Below are 15603 nucleotides of genomic sequence, written 5' to 3'. Positions count from 1 at the left end.
GGAAAGAGCAGCGCGGGCGGGCTCAGCGTGCCGCGGGGTTGCCCTGGTGGGTGAAGGCGGCCCACAGGTGGATCTCGTGCAGGCCGGCGCGGGCGGCTTCGCGGTGCAGCGGGTCGCCCAGGCCGGGCGGGGGCCGGCGGTCCGGGTCGAGCATCCACAGCTGGGCGGCGCGCAGCGCGTCGGCGGGAGCGAGATCCTGGCTGGTGAGGAAGTGGTGGAACACGGCCATCATCAGCGCGGTCGCTCTGTCGTTGACGGCCCAGCGGGAGCCGACCACGTCGGCCGCGCCCCGGGCGACCAGGGCGGTGGAGAGGGTCAGTGCCTCGTCGTGGTCGCCCGTGCTCAGGTCGGTCTCGCAGGCGCTGAGCACGACCAGCGGGCCGTCCGGGCCGGGCGCCGCGGTCACCACGTGGTCCAGGATCCGGGCGACGGTCAGCTCACCGTCGGCCAGCGACAGCGCCGATCGCGTAGGACTCGCACCGGCCACACCGTGGCAGGACACGTGCACGACCGCCGCCGGCCGACCGCCGCCCGGCAGCACGGCCAGCAGGTCCTCGCAGCTCCCCGGCCCGTCCGGTACGCCCTCGGCGGCCACGAACTCGCCGTAGCGCCGGGCGTCCGGGTAGCAGGCCGAACGCAGCGCCTCCGTCTCGAACTCGGCCCACACCAGGCTGAGCCGCGGGTCGGTGACCAGCACCTGGCCCTGGGTGGCGGGCAGTCGGCCCCGGGTGGCGGCCCGCAGGAACTGTGCCCCGGACGGGGCGTAGCTGAACACCGCGTCCTGGCAGGCGTACCGGTCTCCCCCCAGCAGGACGGGCTTGCGCGCCGCATGCCAGGGGACGACGCCGAGCGGGCCGCAGGGGATCAGCACGATCCGAGGCGGCCGGCCGAGGGGTTCCAGGGAGTCGAGGACGGGCCCTACGGCGGCGGACCAGGCCCAGTCACACAGCTCGCTCAGCGCCGCCTGCCATTGCGTCTCGGCGGTCTCCCGCGATGCACGCGACGCGTCCGGGTCGGCCGCCTTGCGGGAACGGTCGGAGGCGGCGGTGAGGTAACGCTCCAGCTGGTGGCTGCCGGGGGAGAGCAGCAGCGGCAGTTCGAGCACGGCCGGTTCGGTGCCGCCGGGGCGCAGGACCAGCGCGCGCCCCGGGATGTGGGGGCGGAAGCCCTCGCCGGGTACCAGGTAGACCAGCGCGTCGGCCCCCGAGGCGGCCAGCGCGGCGGTCAGCTCGGCGACGTCCGGAGTGCCGAGCAACTCCCGCGCGCCGGTGCCGTTTCGCGCCCCCAGCGCGAGGAGCGCCTTGCGTCGCAGGCTGCTCGGCAGCTCAGTGCCGGGGGCCGGGGCCGCCACCACGGCGGCTCTCCTCGGCCGGAGCGGATCCCCCTCAGCCGGATGCCCCTCACCCGCGTCCCCCTCGACCCGGTCCCCCTCGCGCGGACCTCGCTGGAGTGGATGCCGCGGTGCCTGGGCCCGCCACCGCTCGGCCAGGTCGGAGTGGCCCCGGTCCGCCAGCAGCCGGGGCACGCCGTGTGCGGCCGCGGCCGTCTGGAGCACCAGGGCCCGCCCCAGCTCCAGCGACTCCACGGCCTCGGCGGGGCGGCGGTCCTCGGCGCACCGCAGGGCCAGCCACAGCACGTGGCCGGTCGCGGCCCGGGCCACCGACAGGGCGTGCTCGGCGCCGAGTTGGAGGAGGACGTCGGCGGCCATCAGCTCCAGTGCCTCGCGGCGGGTGTCCAGGCTCGCCTTCCGGTCCTCGCTCGCACGCGGGCCACCGGTCACCGCGCTCATCCAGTGGGCCGTGGACAGCTCCGTCAGAACCTCGACGCTCAACGGCAGGCCGTGGCCTTCGGCGGCCAGGGCGCGGACCCGGCTCAGCTCGGCGATGCACGGGTCGAGCAGGCTGAGGTCGCTGCGGTGGGTGGTCGCGCGGAGCATGGCCCGGCCGAGGGCGAGCCGCAGCCGGGCTTCGTCCCAGGGCAACGTCCGCGATTTTTCGATCACCTGGTGGACCTCCGCGATGGCGCGGTCGATGACCTCCCGGCGGGGGTCGGCCCTGGCCAGCTCGGTCATCAGCTGGGCCCGTACGGTGGAGAAGTACGGTGCGAACAGCGGCGGAACCGTGGCCGGATCGGTCTCCACCGCCTCCCGCAGGTACCGGGCGGCGGCGCCCAGGTCGGCCCGGTCTCCGGTGCGGGCGGCACGTTCGCTGTGGGCCAGGCCCAGTGTGCCGGTGATGACGAAGCGTGTGCCCGCGTCGGGCGCAGGGGAGGCGTACCGGTCGCCCAGCGTCTGGATCAGGTCCTCTGCCGCGCGGGCCAGCGCGGCCTCGTCCCGGCTGAGGCGGGCCAGTTGGAACCCGGTGAGGAGGCTGAACAGCGCCTGGACATCGTCACGTTCGTCGGTGGTGGACAGCCCCTTGACCATCGACAGGGCGGCGACGCCGTCCTGGAGGCTTCCGCCGAGCGTGGCGGCGGTGGAGACTCGGTGGGCGAGGAGGGCGGTCAGGTACCGCCGGGCGGCCGCGGCCTTCGCCCCCTCCGTCGGAAGGGCGTCGATCCACTGCCGGAGCCATGCCGCGCTCCGCTCGACGCGCGCGATCTCGCCGTTCGACACCCACAGGTTGTCGATCGAGGTGGACAGGATCAGTTCCAGGCTCAGCCCTCGCCGCCAGGCCGAACGCGCCGCGGGGTCGGGGTCCGGCCGCGTCGCGGCCACGTCCACCTCGCCGAAGTCCAGCGTTTCGGGCATCCGCAGGTTCCCGGCCACCAGCAGGGCCGCGTGGAACTTGGCGACGCGGATCCGCTCGGGTGCGTCCGCAGGCAAGGCGAGCAACACCTCCCTGGCCGCCTGCGCGGCGCTGTGGACGCGTTCGACGAGCGACCGGGGATCCTGCCCGCCCGATCGGAGGGCGGCGAGCAGCTCGCGCAGCGGCGCGAACTCGGGTCGGTGCAGGCCCAGATCCGCCAGTTCCCTGTTGGCGTCCGCCAAGGAGACCCGGGGTTCGTTCACGGTGACGCACAGCCACTCCAGCAGGCGCGCGAAACGCACCGCGTCCTGGCGTGCCCAGTCCACCACCCCCTGGACGGCGTCGGCCGGCGCCTCCTCCACGGGCTCCACGCGAGGCGCCGCCGCACCGGCAGGCCCCGCCGCCTCCTCACCAGCGTTGCCCTCCTGGGGCGGAGGCGGCGAACTCCCCGCGGGCGGGCCGGGGAGGGAGGACAGCATCCTCGCGACGCGCTCCATGACAGCCACCACCGTCTCCTGCGTCGTCAGGTCCCCGGCGACGATGCGGGCGAGAACGCCCAGGGCCTCGGTCAACTGCTCCCGCAGGGATTCGGCCAGGGCGGGCGGCCCCGAGCCGTCGCGCGCCTCCGGAGGGATGCCCGGCGGGATGAGCAGCTCGGCCAGGTTGCTCCGGGCCATCATGGCCAGCCGGTCGTTCAGCGGCCTGGCACGGTCGGTCCACCGGAGATGGCTCAAGGCGGCCGCCCGCTCCCGCGGATCGGCGCGCGGTCGGCCCTTGAGCTGCGCCTGCATCAGCAGCCCGAGCCAGGGCACAACGGCTGCCCGGGCCGGGTCCTCCGCCGGCAACAGCCTCTCGATCGTGGCCAGATGCTCGGTCACGAACCGCAACGCGGCCGTCCGCGGATCCTTCCGCGCCTGGGGCCACAGCTCGTGCGCCTGGCGAACGGCGACGGCGGCCCAGGCCCGGAGCCCCGCGACGTCTCCCTCGCGCTGCTCTTCGTCGGCCATGCATCCCCCCGGCGACCGATGATCCCACCCCGGTCCCCCGCAACGGCCCGCGGTTGGGCAGAGGGGGCGCCGACCGAGGAAAGGTTAGTGCCCCGGTGGGCCGGCTGATGCCGGAAAACGGTCACGCGCCGCACGCGAAGCGATCTTGAAAGCCCCACAGCGGTGCGGGCCGGCCGTACTCGTGAACACCCCGGGCTCGTGCGCGGGGCTACGTCAGTGGGGGCTGGGCTGTGCGGCGCGGCTCGCCGGTTCTCCGGCCTCGGGTTGTCAGCAGCAGCTCCCGGGTTGCGGGCTGGAGGAAGCCGGGGACACCGGCCGAGGCGAGGGTCCGGCCGCCGAAGACATCGCCATCCAGTACGGTCGTATGGCGAGAGTTACTTTTGAGTCACCCATGCGGTCCTGTAGCGTCCGGAATTGATCGATCCGTTTCGATGCTGCCGCCCCGATGAGGACTCATGCTCGCCGATGCCGACGCCCCGATGGCCGTTTTCCTCAGACGAAGACGCCGTGAGGACCCCGCCCGTTGCGCGCTTCGGGGACTCGACCCCATGAGCGATGCCACCCCGCGCTCCGTCGGCGGGAAGCCATCTCGGACAAGAGATGGGGGGGCGCCGGTTCGTTGAGATTCCGGAAAAACCGCTCAAGCAGCGCATCCGCCCAGCCGTCTCCGGAGCGCTCGGCACCCACCCCGGCGGTACATGACGTAGAGCCTCACGTCGTCGAGGCGCCTCTGTCCGCCCACGAGCAAGACCTCATACGCGCCTCCGTCTCGGTGGTCGAGCCGTTCGCCGCAGAGATGACGGTCTACTTCTACGCGATCCTCTTCGCCCGCTACCCCGAGGTCCGTCCCCTGTTCCCGCCGGGAATGGACACCCAGCGCGGCCGCCTCCTGCGCGCGCTGCTGCGCATCGTGGACCTGGTCGACGACCCCGCGGGTTTGGTGCGCTTCTGCGGACATCTGGGACGCGATCACCGCAAGTTCGGCACGCTCAGTGCGCACTTCCCGGCCGTGGGCGAGTGCCTTCTCGCCTCCCTGGCCCGCTATGCAGGCCCCGCGTGGACCGCGGACATCGCCGCCGCCTGGGCCAAGGCGTACGGCGTGGTCGCCGACGTCATGATCAGTGCCGCCGAGCGGGACGAGGCGGTTCGGCCCGCCGTGTGGCCCGCCACGGTCGTACACCGTGTCTCGCGGGGACACGGCATTGTCGAAATCACCGTGCGCCCCCACATGCCCTACGAGTACGCCGCCGGACAGTACGTGAGCGTCGAGACTCCCTGGTGGCCGAAGCTGTGGCGCTACTACTCCCCCGCCAACGCGCCCCGGGAGGACGGCACCCTCACCCTTCACGTGCGCGCGGTGGCCGGCGGCTGCGTCAGCAACGCGCTGGTGCACCGGGCTGCGGTGGGCGACGCGATCCAGCTCGGGCCCCCGCTGGGAGACATGGTTCTGGACGCGGCCGCCTACGGCAACCTGCTGTGTGTGGCCGGCGGCACCGGTCTCGCCCCGATCCGCGCGCTCGTCGAAGAGGTGGCCCGTCGCGGCGAGCGCTACCGGGTCGACCTGTTCCTCGGCGCCCGAACCGGCGCCGAGCTGTACGGGATCGACGACATGCTCCGGATGGCCCAGCGGCACCACTGGCTGACCGTCAGGGGCGCGGTCTCCGAGGAGCACATTCCCGGGATCAGGGGGTCCCTGCCGGAGGTTCTGGCCGAATACGGGCCGTGGTACCAGCACGACGTCTATCTCAGCGGCCCGGCTTCGATGGTCGTCGCCGCCGCTGAAACCCTCACGCTGGGCGGCACCTCGCCCGACCGCATCCATTACGACCCGTTCGAGACGCCTGTCCTGTCCCTTCCCTGAGCCAAGCGCTTGCCCGTCCCGCCAGGAGAACACCCGTGACCTTCCCCCCGCCGCCCTTTGGATCAGCAGGTGAACACCGTCTGCAACAGCAACTGGGCACCGCCGACCGCGCCGCCCGGTTCTACGACCAACAGGTACGTCCCTGCCTCACACCCGCGATGCGGGACTTCATCGGCCGCCAGGCAATGGTCTTCCTGGCCACCGCCGACTCACATGGGGAATGTGATGCCAGCTTCCGCGCCGGGCCGCCGGGATTTGTCCACGTGATCGACGATCGCACGCTCGCGTACCCCGAATTCCGCGGGAACGGTGTCCTCGCCAGCGCCGGGAACATGACGGAAAACCCGCACCTCGGCATGCTGTTCGTGGACTTCACGCACCACCACGTGGGGCTCCATGTGAACGGCGCGGCCCAGCTCTGCACCGACGCGGACCTGCGCTCCGTCCTTCCCGACCTGCCCACCGACGTCGCGCCCGGGCGAGGCCCTGAGATGTGGGTTCATGTCAGCGTCGAGGAGGCCTACATCCACTGCTCGAAGTACATACCCCACCTGGAACCAACTCCCCGTCCCCCCAGCCAGGACGCCGCGCGCCCCAAGGACGCGAACTATTTCGCCGGCCCCTGACACGGCACCGGCCAAGCCCTCTGCTGACGGGGGCTCGGCCGGCAGTCCTCCGATGCCGGAACCCCGAGCGCTGCTGCGGGATGCCCGCCCGCAGGGGGCGGGCCTCGGCCTCGCGGTAGCGGCGGTGCCCCGCGGTTTCGGGCATGGTGACCTGCGGGAACGCAGGACGCTCACGAAAGCTCGGGCACCAGCTGCCGCACCCCCTGGAGCACCCTCCGACGCAACCCTTGCCGCAACAGGTGCCTCACCCCGGCCCGCGGCAGAGCCGACGGACAACCGATCAATCTCTCACCGCACCGTCATCTGCAGCAGCGGGTCGAGGGCGACGGCCGCGCCGCACTGCTTGGCAGGCGACCGCCCCCGTCGCCCGATCCCCGTGGCACCATGCCCTCTCCGGCACCACTGTCCAGGGGGGACATAATGCGCACCCGCGCCACCACCGCCATAGCCGCCGCACTCCTCGCCGCACTCACCGCCTGCTCATCCGGCAGCAGCGACGACAAGGCCGATCCCGCCAGCGACTCGGGTACGCCCGCGGCCGAGCCGACCATCAGCGTCCCGGCCAGCAAGGAGGGCGACGACCTCGAGGCCGCTGTCGCGGTGTACACCGCCGCCTACTTCGCGGCCGACGCCGACACCGGGTACGGCATGCTGTCGAAGCGCTGCCAGGGCGAGATCAGCGCGGACGTGTACGCCGGCGTCGTACAGCAGGCGAAGGCGGACTACGGGGAGGACCACCCGGCGACCGACGTGAAGGCCGACGTGTCCGGCGAGCTCGGCCGCGCCACCTACAAGGTGAAGGGGCTGCCCAAGTTCGACCAGACCAAGCAGCCCTGGACGCTGGAAGACGGCGCCTGGAAGTACGACGCCTGCTGACCCGCACTCACTGGACCGGCCCGACCACTCTCCCCGGTGGCCGGGCCTCCACCCCCGGCAGCCAATCCCACGGCGACTGGTTCAGGAACTGCTACAGGGTTGGCCGAAGGTGAGCGCCAGGCTCCAGCAGCAGGCGTGATCAACAGTCGGAGAGGCCCAAGGAAGGCGGCTTCCCACCTCGCCGTCTCGGAGGATGCTCAGTCGAGGCAGAACTCGTTGCCCTCGATGTCCTGCATCACGAGGCACGACTCGTTGTCGTCATCGGCAGGCAGCAGTCGCACGCGTACCGCGCCGAGCGCGACCAGTCGTGCGCATTCGGCCTCAAGCGTGGCCAGGCGCTCTTCACCCACGAGCCCGGTGCCGACTCGCACGTCGAGATGCAGCCGATTCTTGACGACCTTGCCTTCGGGAACGCGCTGGAAATACATTCGCGGACCCACACCTGAGGGATCAATGCATACGAACCATGAACCCCGTTCCTCAGGCGGCAGCGAGCTGTTGAAATCGTCCCAAGTGGCAAACCCCTCCGGTGGCGGCGGTACGACGTACCCCAACACCTCGCACCAAAAGCGAGCGACGCGCTCAGGTTCCGCGCAGTCGAAGGTGACTTGGAACTGCTTGACCGATGCCATCGGCCCACCGTAGCAGGGGGAATCCGTTGCTCAATTCCCGGTGTGAATCCGCACGTTGACGAGAGGATGGCTGGCCCTTGCGAGCCGCTGCCGTGCCGTGCGGTCGCAGGGGGCGGGGTCCAGATCGGCGTGCTTCGGTGTCCGTCCTGTCGTGGGTGGGTCGGCGGTAGTGACGAGTTCGAGGCCGACGTCGTGGCGTGCTGCCGTGGTGGCGGTTCTTCGGGCCGGGCGGCCATTCGGAATCTGAGCGGGAGTGTTTGGGAACAGCCGCCGGTGAAGACGGTTCCATGCACTGCCCGTTTCTCAACCTGCTTGCTGGAGCTTGAAGAGGTGGGCACGACCAACACGGCACGCCCGCGCGGCTGTACGTTTCGCCTTCGGCACGTCTTCAGCGCTCGAACCCTGCCGAGAAGGACGATCCAGATGAACGCCCCTGCCGGCCCCCTCCCCCCAAGCAGCGCCAGTGGCTCCGCGCCGACCTTCCGACTGGGGGTGATGCAGACCGCCGCACCCGTGCTGGTCGGCGGTCTGGTGGGCACCGCCCTGGCGTACGTGCTCGTGGCGACCACTGGTGGATATCAGCGGCCTGGCGGAGCTGGTGTGGCTGGGGCATCGGCGGTGCGGTCCGGCAGGGGGCTTGCGAGTGAGGCGGCGGGTCATGAGGGAAAAGCGACGGCCAGGCGATCAGTGCCTCGCTGTGCTGCGGCAGGCGTTCGTAGGCGCGGCAGTTGCGACGGGGCCGCGTGATCCACGACGGACTCCGTTCCACCACCCGGTCATCGGGAACGACTGACCTCGTCTCGAGGCGTCGCGTGCAAGGATGGCGCCCGTGACCGGATCGTCTTCCTCGCCTGTCGCCGAGGGCACGCCTGGCAACTACGGCCTGGGGCCCCGTGCCGCTGCCGTGCTTGTGTTCGGGTCCTCGGCCGCAGTCCTGGTGGTGGAGATCGTCGCTTTGCGGCTGCTGGCTCCCTACCTCGGTCTCACCCTCGAGACCAGCACCATGGTGATCGGCATCGCCCTCACCGCGATCGCCACCGGCTCCTGGCTGGGTGGGCGCATCGCCGACCAGGTCAATCCACGTCGGCTCCTGGGCCCCGCGCTCGGGGTATCGGGAGCGGTCGTCGCGCTCACCCCTGCCGTGCTGCGCACCACTGCGGAGTGGGCACCGGCGATGCTCTTGTTGATCGCGTCGCTGACCATCCTCGTGCCGGGCGCGCTGCTCTCCGCGGTGACGCCGATCGTGACAAAGTTGCGTCTCACCAGCCTCGCCGAGACCGGCACGGTCGTCGGCCGACTGTCCGGTGTCGGCACCCTCGGCGCCATCGTCGGCACCGTCCTCACCGGCTTCGTCCTCGTATCGCGGTTGCCGGTCAGCGGCATACTGATCGGCCTCGGAACACTGCTGGTGGTCGGCTCGGCGCTGGTCGAGTGGCGAACGCGCAGGTGGAGCGGCACCCCTGCCCTGACACTCGTGGTCGTTGCCGGCGGCCTCGCCACCACGGTCGCGCCCGGTGGCTGCGACACGGAGACCAAGTACCACTGCGCACGGGTCGTCGCAGACCCCGACCGGGGCAGCGGCCGCACACTCGTCCTGGACGGCCTGCGGCACTCCTACGTCGACATGGACGACCCGACCTTCCTCGAGTTCGAGTATGTGCGCGCCATCGCGTCGGTGGTCGATGCCGCCTTTCCCGAAGGTCAGCCACTTGTCGCGCACCACCTGGGCGGCGGCGGGCTCACCTTTCCCCGTTACCTGGCGGCCACGCGGCCCGGGACGCGCAGCCTGGTATCGGAGATCGACAGCGGGGTCGTGCGCATCAACCGCGACCAGCTCGGTCTGAGCTCCCGAGCCGGTATCGACCTACGCGCCGAGGACGGCAGGCTCGGCCTGCGGCGGCTGGACGCCGGCAGTCGTGACCTCGTCGTCGGCGACGCCTTCGGGGGCGTCAGCGTGCCGTGGCACCTCACCACGGTGGAAGCGATGACTGACATACGGCGGGTGCTCAACGAGGACGGCCTGTACGTCGCCAACCTCATCGATCACGGTGGTCTGGCCTTCGCACGGGCCGAAGTAGCCACCCTCAGCGAGACCTTCGACCACGTCGCCCTCGTCGGCGAACCCGCCGCTATCGGCCTCGACCCGACCGCCACTCCCGCGGGCGGCAATCTGGTGGTGCTCGCCTCCAACCGACCAGTCGACCTACGCGCGACCCAGGAAGCGCTGGACGCCCGGCAAACCGGCTGGAAGATCGCCACCGGTGACGACCTCACCTCCTGGACCGGCGATGCCCAACCGCTCACCGACGACTACGCACCCGTCGACCAGCTCCTCCAGCCCTACAGCCCACGGAGCAGCCAGTGACACGACATACGTCCAGGCCCTGCCGACGCACCTGAACAGGCTGCCCCCACCCTTGCTGCCGGTACCTGCCTGCCGGACCGAGACCGGCGGGCACCAGGAGAGGTGCCCGCGGCGGGAGCTCGTCAACGGCATCCGTTCCATCGTCGACAACGGTGCGAAGTGGCGGGCGCTGCCCGCGGACCTTCCCCCGTGGGAGACGGTTCACGGGTTCTTCTGGCGGTGGAACCGGTCCGGCGTCGCCACCTCCATCCGATGACGAGACGCCCGACCCGCCAAAGCCCACGGCCCAGCCAGTGGACGAGGAAGACTCGTGCCTGATCAGGAGCAGTCACGTCATGTGACTGAAAGGCGTTGGACCAGTCGTGGCGACGGTGCGTCTCTGAGCAAAGTGCTCTCCCGAGTCGAGTACATCCGGGATCATGAAACATGCTCCCGGATGACTGGCAACTCACCGAAGACGTCGACGACTTCCTCGCCCGAGCCGGAGACTTCCTGCGCTCGCGGCCCGCCCTGCACAACACGCCGCTGACGGACATCGAGAAACTGCGAACACGCGGGGCGGACGCCGACGGCGCCGAATCCACCGTCTTCGGCCGACTGGAGTCAGGCGGCGAGGTCCGCGCCGTCTTCTATCGCACCCCGCGCGGCCGCCTGGGCCTCACCCCGCTCTCTGCCGAGCAGGCCGGCACCCTCGCCGCTCACCTGGCCGGCCTCGGCCACTCCCCCGCCAACGTCATCGCGGACCACGACACCGCCACCGCTTTCGCCGAGGCATGGCAGCGGCACACGGGCGCAGCGTCGGTACGCTTCTGGCGGACTCATCTTTACCGTCTCGGCACGCTCAACCCACCGCAGCCGCGTCCAGATGGCCGGGGCCGCGTCGTGGGCGAGCAGGACCATGAGCGAGTCGTGCGCTGGTGCCGTGAGTTCTGCGTCGACGTCGGGGAGCAGTCGTCCATCGACTTGATCGACTCCGGTTCCTGGGCCGACTCGCGCTTCGGCGACAGACACTTCACGTTCTGGGAGACCCCGGACGGCACCCCCGTCTCCATGGCGGCCGCGACCTCGATCGTCGGCGGCATGATCCGGGTGGACCCCGTCTACACCCCGGCCCACCTCCGGGGCCGCGGCTACGCGGGCGCCGTGACGGTCGAGGTGAGCCGTGCCGCGCTGACCGCGGGCGCGACGGACGTCGTCCTGTTCACGGACCCGACCAACCCCACCAGCAACGCCCTCTACCAGCGCATCGGATACGTCCACGTCGCCGACTTCGCCGGGTACAAGTTCTCGTACGGCGCACCAGAAGCCGGCTAGGAACATGACCGGGCAAGCCGACCCGAGGCCCCCCGCCCGAGCGGGGGGCCTGTGGCAGTCCGACTGAAAGCCCGGCGGGGTTTTCGGTCGGGGTGACCGGTCGGCCTCAGGTGGCCACCGCGCACTGCCCGCGGTCTGCGGCCTTCGGACCTTCCGCGTTGGGGCGGACGTCGAAGTCGAAGATTCCGGTCGGGAGGTAAAGGGAGCAGCAGGCGTTCGGGATGTCGACGATCCCGCTGATGCGTCCCTCGATAGGTGCCGCGCCGAGGATCAGGTAGGCCTGCTCTCCGGTGTAGCCGAACCTCTTCAGGTACTCGACGGCGTTGAGGCAGGCGCGCCGATAGGCGACGGTCGCGTCCAGGTAGTAGTTGGTGTCGGTGTCGTGGTCCACGGAGATTCCGATGAAGGAGATGAACTCCGAGTACCGCGGCTCGACGTTGCCTGGCATGAAGACGGGGTTGGTGGTGATGCCGTACTTCTCCATGCCGCCCTTGATCAGATCGACGTGGAAGTCGATATAACCGCCCATCTCGATGGCGCCGCAGAAGGTGATCTCGCCGTCTCCCTGGCTGAAGTGCAGGTCACCGCCCGACAGCTTTGCGTCCTTGACATGGACGGGGTAGAAGACGCGCGATCCACGGGTGAAGTTCTTGATGTCGTGGTTGCCGCCGTTCTCCCGGGCGGGAACAGTGCGTGCTCCCTCTTGGGCGACGCGTTCGGCATCCGATCCGGTCGCCTGGCCGGCCAGGGCCTGATCGGGGTCGGGCGTGAGGCCAAGAGGCGGGATGCGGTCGGGGTCGGTGTCGACCAGGGCCTGCTCACGCCTGTTCCACCGTTCCAGCAGCTCTGCGGACGGCGCGGTGCCGAAAAGACCGGGGTGGGTGATGCCGGTGAAGTGGACACCGGGAAGGTGCCGGGAGGTCGCCACCTGTCCGTGGAAGTCCCATATCGCCTTGTAGGCATCGGGGAAGTAGTCCGTCAGGAAGCCTCCGCCGTTGGCTTTGGCGAAGACGCCCGTGTATCCCCAAGCTTCACCGGGCGCGTCCCCGACTTGCTGCGGTACCGGACCGAGGTCAAGGATGTCCACGACGAGCAGGTCGCCCGGCTCCGCGCCTTCGACGCCTATCGGCCCGCTGAGCATATGGGCCCGCTTCAGGTCGACATCGCGAACGTCGTTGGCGGAGTCGTTGTTACCGATTTGCGCATCGGTCCATTCGCGGCATTCGACGCGAAACTCGTCCCCCGGGCGGACCATCGCGGCGACCGGAACATCCGGATGCCACCTGTTGTGTCCGGGGACATCCTGGTCGCGCATCGACCGGGACTGGTCGACGTTGAATACTACTTCAGGCATGTGAGCCCCCTATGTGTCCTGTAACGGTGCGTGGGGTGCACAGCGTGGCGCTCTCGGGTGCCCGAGGTCCGCTCATGCCGCTTCTTGCGTTCTTGTTTCCCTGCGCGCCCTCCTTCCGCGCTCCCGGCGAGGCGGCCGTCCGGCCGGGCCTAGCCGGGACTGCCGGCCGGGTAGCGTGTGGCCCCGTGCTCCGTCGCGGGCGCGCCAGGTCCCCTCCGGCGCAGTACGAACCACAGCGCAGCGAAGGTCAGCACACCGAACGCACCCAGTGCGATCGCGATCTCGTAGAAGTTTTCCTCGACCCAATAACCGGACAGCAGCAGGAATGCCGGTATGACACCGGTCACCCAGCCTTCGATCGCGGTCACCCAGCCGACATAAGGCGTCAGCTTCTCCAGTTTCAACCCCAGAAGCAGGAAGAAGAGGAACCAGAGGAACGCCCAGTAGAGCCATATCACTCCGAACGGCTCATCGCCGAACTGCCGGAAGCTGACGAATGAATAACCCAGAGCGACGATGGCCACGAACAGCGAGTAGTAGCCCACTCCTGTCGTGTCGAGCCCCATGAGCAGCCCGATCCCTACATACAGGTAGGTGAAACCGAAAAGAAAGATGCCCGATGCGAGCAGAATCCGGTCAGGATCCTGATTCGCGGCGATGATGAGATATGTGGGTGTCAGGACCTGAAGCCCACCCACGAACAGGTTGAATATGGCTGCTGCCCGGCTATCCACTCTTCCCAGCAGCATCAACCCGTTCAGGAACAGCACCGCGCCGACGAAGAGAAGTCCTACGTTGGCCAAGGCGAGACACCTCCCGATATTTCGCTCTCGCGAGCGATGGGCCCGCCGGGCGGTCAGGTGACCGACAAGCTGTCGTGCACGACTTCCTCGTCAGGGACGGGGGAGCCGGGCAAGGGCCGGATGGGCCGGCAACGGATCAGCCTCCTTGGGAGGCACCCGCGTGACGACGGCCGGGTTTTCCCTGGACTCTTCCTCTTGCTCGCGCAGCCCCGCGACGGCAGGCGAAGTAAAGGCGGTCGCTGGGGAGGAGTACACACGCCGAGCCCTACTCGAGCACTGCGGGCAGATTTGGTGGCTCGGCGCCGTGCCGATGGGCAGCTTCACGTCGAACGAACCGCAGCGCTCGCAGGAATACTCGTACGTGGCCATGAGCCCTCTCCAACCCGCCGCGCTTCCTGGCCTTGGCCATGGATGCGGGCCTACTCGAGCCAGGGACGCCCGGGAAAAGCACCTCTTATTCCAGGCAACGCCTCCGACGACGGCCTGTCAAGGCGAGTCGAAGATGCGCCGGCACCACCCTGCGGAATGGGCCGTGTGCGACATGGACACCACGGGCGCCGAGGACGTGAAACACACCGGTAGGCGGTGCGGTCGAGGCTTTGCCGACGCGGTGATTCAGCCGCTCAGCAGCCCGTTTTATGGGCTGGGCCGCAGGCCGTCACTTGGTGTTGGAAACAGCAAGGGCGGCCGCGCAACATATGGCGCGCCGACCTGAAGTGTCGATCACAGCGGGACCGGTTCGCACTACCTTTGCACCCAGTGGCACAGTCGCGGAGCTCGCAGTACACGGGCGTGGGCACCGCGGGCCATGTGTGGGGGCACCGCCCGGATTGGGATTGAACGTGGCCTGGTCAGCGTCGCACGGAACCACGACCTGGAGGGCATGACGTCGGCGTCTTCGGTACCGGCGTGGCAGTGCTGGCGCCGGCTGCGGCCGTGCGATGTGGAGCTGCATGCAACGACGCGCGGGTGTCACCGCACCCCGAGCCAGAGGGCCGGGGCTGACCTGGCATTCGTACGTCCGCTCATTGACGGCCCCGGACTCGCTCTGTGCAGCCGGCATGGCCAGCCGGACCCGACTGGCCATGCCCTGACGCGTCAGGGTGTGCCAGCGATCGCGCACGCGCGACACGGGGGCCGGCCGCAGGTGCACTGCATGATGCCGTCCAGCACCTCGCGATCGTGGTAAAGGCACTCGTCCTTGCAGGTATGGCGCGGGATGAAGCCCGCCTGAAGCTCGTCCGGCCAGGGCTCCTCTCCCTCACGGCAACGTACGAACCGCTCGGGATCCGCAGAGTGCAGCCGCTGCATGCTCTCCCGGGCCTGGCCCTCCAGATCACGCGTTTCGGCAACCATGACTTTGAGCTGGTCGGCGAGACCGGAGAACCTGGCGTCGCCGGTCCTCACATGGGCGGCGCTCAGTGCCATGACGGCGTTGCCCAGGAACCGCTGGGCGTCCTGGAGGTTGGTGACGTGGTGCAGTTGGATGCCGGTTACGCCTCGGACCCACACGGCGTCGTCGCTCACTTGTTCCACCTTCTGGGCTCGAAGTCGCCCTCTGGCGATGCCGCGGGGAAGTACGCCGCATCATCCTTATGCGCAGGGAATCGCCGGGCACGGGCGGCTGTCCGCGACGTCGGTGGTCGACGACCCGTACTCGTTCACGACCCGTCGGCCGCATGCGGACATCGCCTGTGAGGCTCGCATGCTTTCAATGAAGGAAGCTAAGTCTGCGGTGGGTATGAGTCCAGTCATCCGTGCGTGAATTGCCTCACAAGGCGTCGTACGTCCGTTTTCTCCCTCGCGGACCGGAGGACCTGGGCACTGGGGTCGTGACCCGTCACGTACCCGGCACCGCTGCCGGCTCCGACGAGCAAGACAGCCGGTCCCGGCCGGGCTCCCCCGTCACGCTCGCCGGATCGGACCCGGTCGGATCGCACGCAACTGGGACTACCGCTACTCCTGGATCCGCGACGCGATGGGGCTCACACCGTCTTCCTGCTCCGCCGCATGGGACT

At 69.7% G+C, this 15603-nt stretch carries 12 protein-coding genes; 6 read left to right on the top strand and 6 right to left on the bottom strand.

Features of this window, described 5'->3' with window-relative positions; all coding sequences use genetic code 11:
* Positions 1–22 precede the first annotated feature (22 nt).
* Complete coding sequence (locus ACF1A1_RS30485; protein WP_392004229.1) at positions 23–3754, bottom strand: CHAT domain-containing protein; 3732 nt, start codon at positions 3752–3754, stop codon at positions 23–25.
* Between the two features lie 796 nt (positions 3755–4550).
* Between ACF1A1_RS30485 and ACF1A1_RS30480 the strand changes: the two genes are divergently transcribed.
* The 3 genes from ACF1A1_RS30480 (at position 4551) to ACF1A1_RS30470 (ending at position 7117) form a co-directional block, all read left to right on the top strand.
* Positions 4551–5615, top strand: coding sequence for a globin domain-containing protein (locus ACF1A1_RS30480; RefSeq protein WP_392004228.1), 1065 nt, complete (start codon positions 4551–4553; stop codon positions 5613–5615).
* 35 nt (positions 5616–5650) lie between these two features.
* The gene (locus ACF1A1_RS30475) at positions 5651–6241 is read left to right on the top strand and encodes a pyridoxamine 5'-phosphate oxidase family protein (protein WP_392004227.1); all 591 of its coding nucleotides are present in this window, start codon (positions 5651–5653) and stop codon (positions 6239–6241) included.
* Positions 6242–6661: 420 nt separating this feature from the next.
* The gene (locus ACF1A1_RS30470) at positions 6662–7117 is read left to right on the top strand and encodes a hypothetical protein (RefSeq protein ID WP_392004226.1); all 456 of its coding nucleotides are present in this window, start codon (positions 6662–6664) and stop codon (positions 7115–7117) included.
* Between the two features lie 197 nt (positions 7118–7314).
* Here ACF1A1_RS30470 and ACF1A1_RS30465 read toward each other — a convergent pair whose 3' ends face one another.
* The gene (locus ACF1A1_RS30465) at positions 7315–7749 is read right to left on the bottom strand and encodes a VOC family protein (RefSeq protein WP_392004225.1); all 435 of its coding nucleotides are present in this window, start codon (positions 7747–7749) and stop codon (positions 7315–7317) included.
* A gap of 829 nt (positions 7750–8578) precedes the next feature.
* Here ACF1A1_RS30465 and ACF1A1_RS30460 point away from each other — a divergent pair.
* From ACF1A1_RS30460 to ACF1A1_RS30450, 3 genes are all read left to right on the top strand, one after another.
* Entirely contained in the window at positions 8579–10114 is a 1536-nt protein-coding gene (locus ACF1A1_RS30460; protein WP_392004224.1) for a fused MFS/spermidine synthase, read from the top strand.
* A complete protein-coding gene (locus tag ACF1A1_RS30455; protein WP_392004223.1) occupies positions 10038–10370 on the top strand; it encodes a transposase in 333 nt (110 codons plus the stop codon). The genes ACF1A1_RS30460 and ACF1A1_RS30455 overlap by 77 nt, the downstream gene beginning before the upstream one ends.
* A 170-nt stretch (positions 10371–10540) precedes the next feature.
* Positions 10541–11428, top strand: a complete 888-nt coding sequence (locus ACF1A1_RS30450) for a GNAT family N-acetyltransferase (protein WP_392004222.1) — start codon at positions 10541–10543, stop codon at positions 11426–11428.
* A gap of 106 nt (positions 11429–11534) precedes the next feature.
* Here the strand turns inward: ACF1A1_RS30450 and fmdA are convergent, their stop codons facing one another.
* The 4 genes from fmdA to ACF1A1_RS30430 all read right to left on the bottom strand — a co-directional run bounded on the left by fmdA (position 11535) and on the right by ACF1A1_RS30430 (position 15112).
* Positions 11535–12782: a formamidase gene (gene fmdA / locus ACF1A1_RS30445; protein ID WP_392004221.1), complete on the bottom strand. Its 1248-nt coding sequence runs from the start codon at positions 12780–12782 to the stop codon at positions 11535–11537.
* A gap of 149 nt (positions 12783–12931) precedes the next feature.
* A complete protein-coding gene (locus ACF1A1_RS30440; protein ID WP_392004220.1) occupies positions 12932–13585 on the bottom strand; it encodes an AmiS/UreI family transporter in 654 nt (217 codons plus the stop codon).
* 90 nt (positions 13586–13675) lie between these two features.
* Positions 13676–13954, bottom strand: coding sequence for an FmdB family zinc ribbon protein (locus ACF1A1_RS30435; RefSeq protein WP_392004219.1), 279 nt, complete (start codon positions 13952–13954; stop codon positions 13676–13678).
* A 729-nt stretch (positions 13955–14683) separates the two neighbouring features.
* Positions 14684–15112 (bottom strand): hypothetical protein, encoded by a 429-nt coding sequence (locus tag ACF1A1_RS30430; protein ID WP_392004218.1) that lies wholly within the window; start codon positions 15110–15112, stop codon positions 14684–14686.
* Positions 15113–15603 lie beyond the last annotated feature (491 nt).

The sequence above is a fragment of the Streptomyces sp. NPDC014995 genome, from assembly GCF_043080745.1.
Lineage (GTDB): Bacteria > Actinomycetota > Actinomycetes > Streptomycetales > Streptomycetaceae > Streptomyces.
This window is presented reverse-complemented; position numbering and strand designations above follow the sequence as displayed.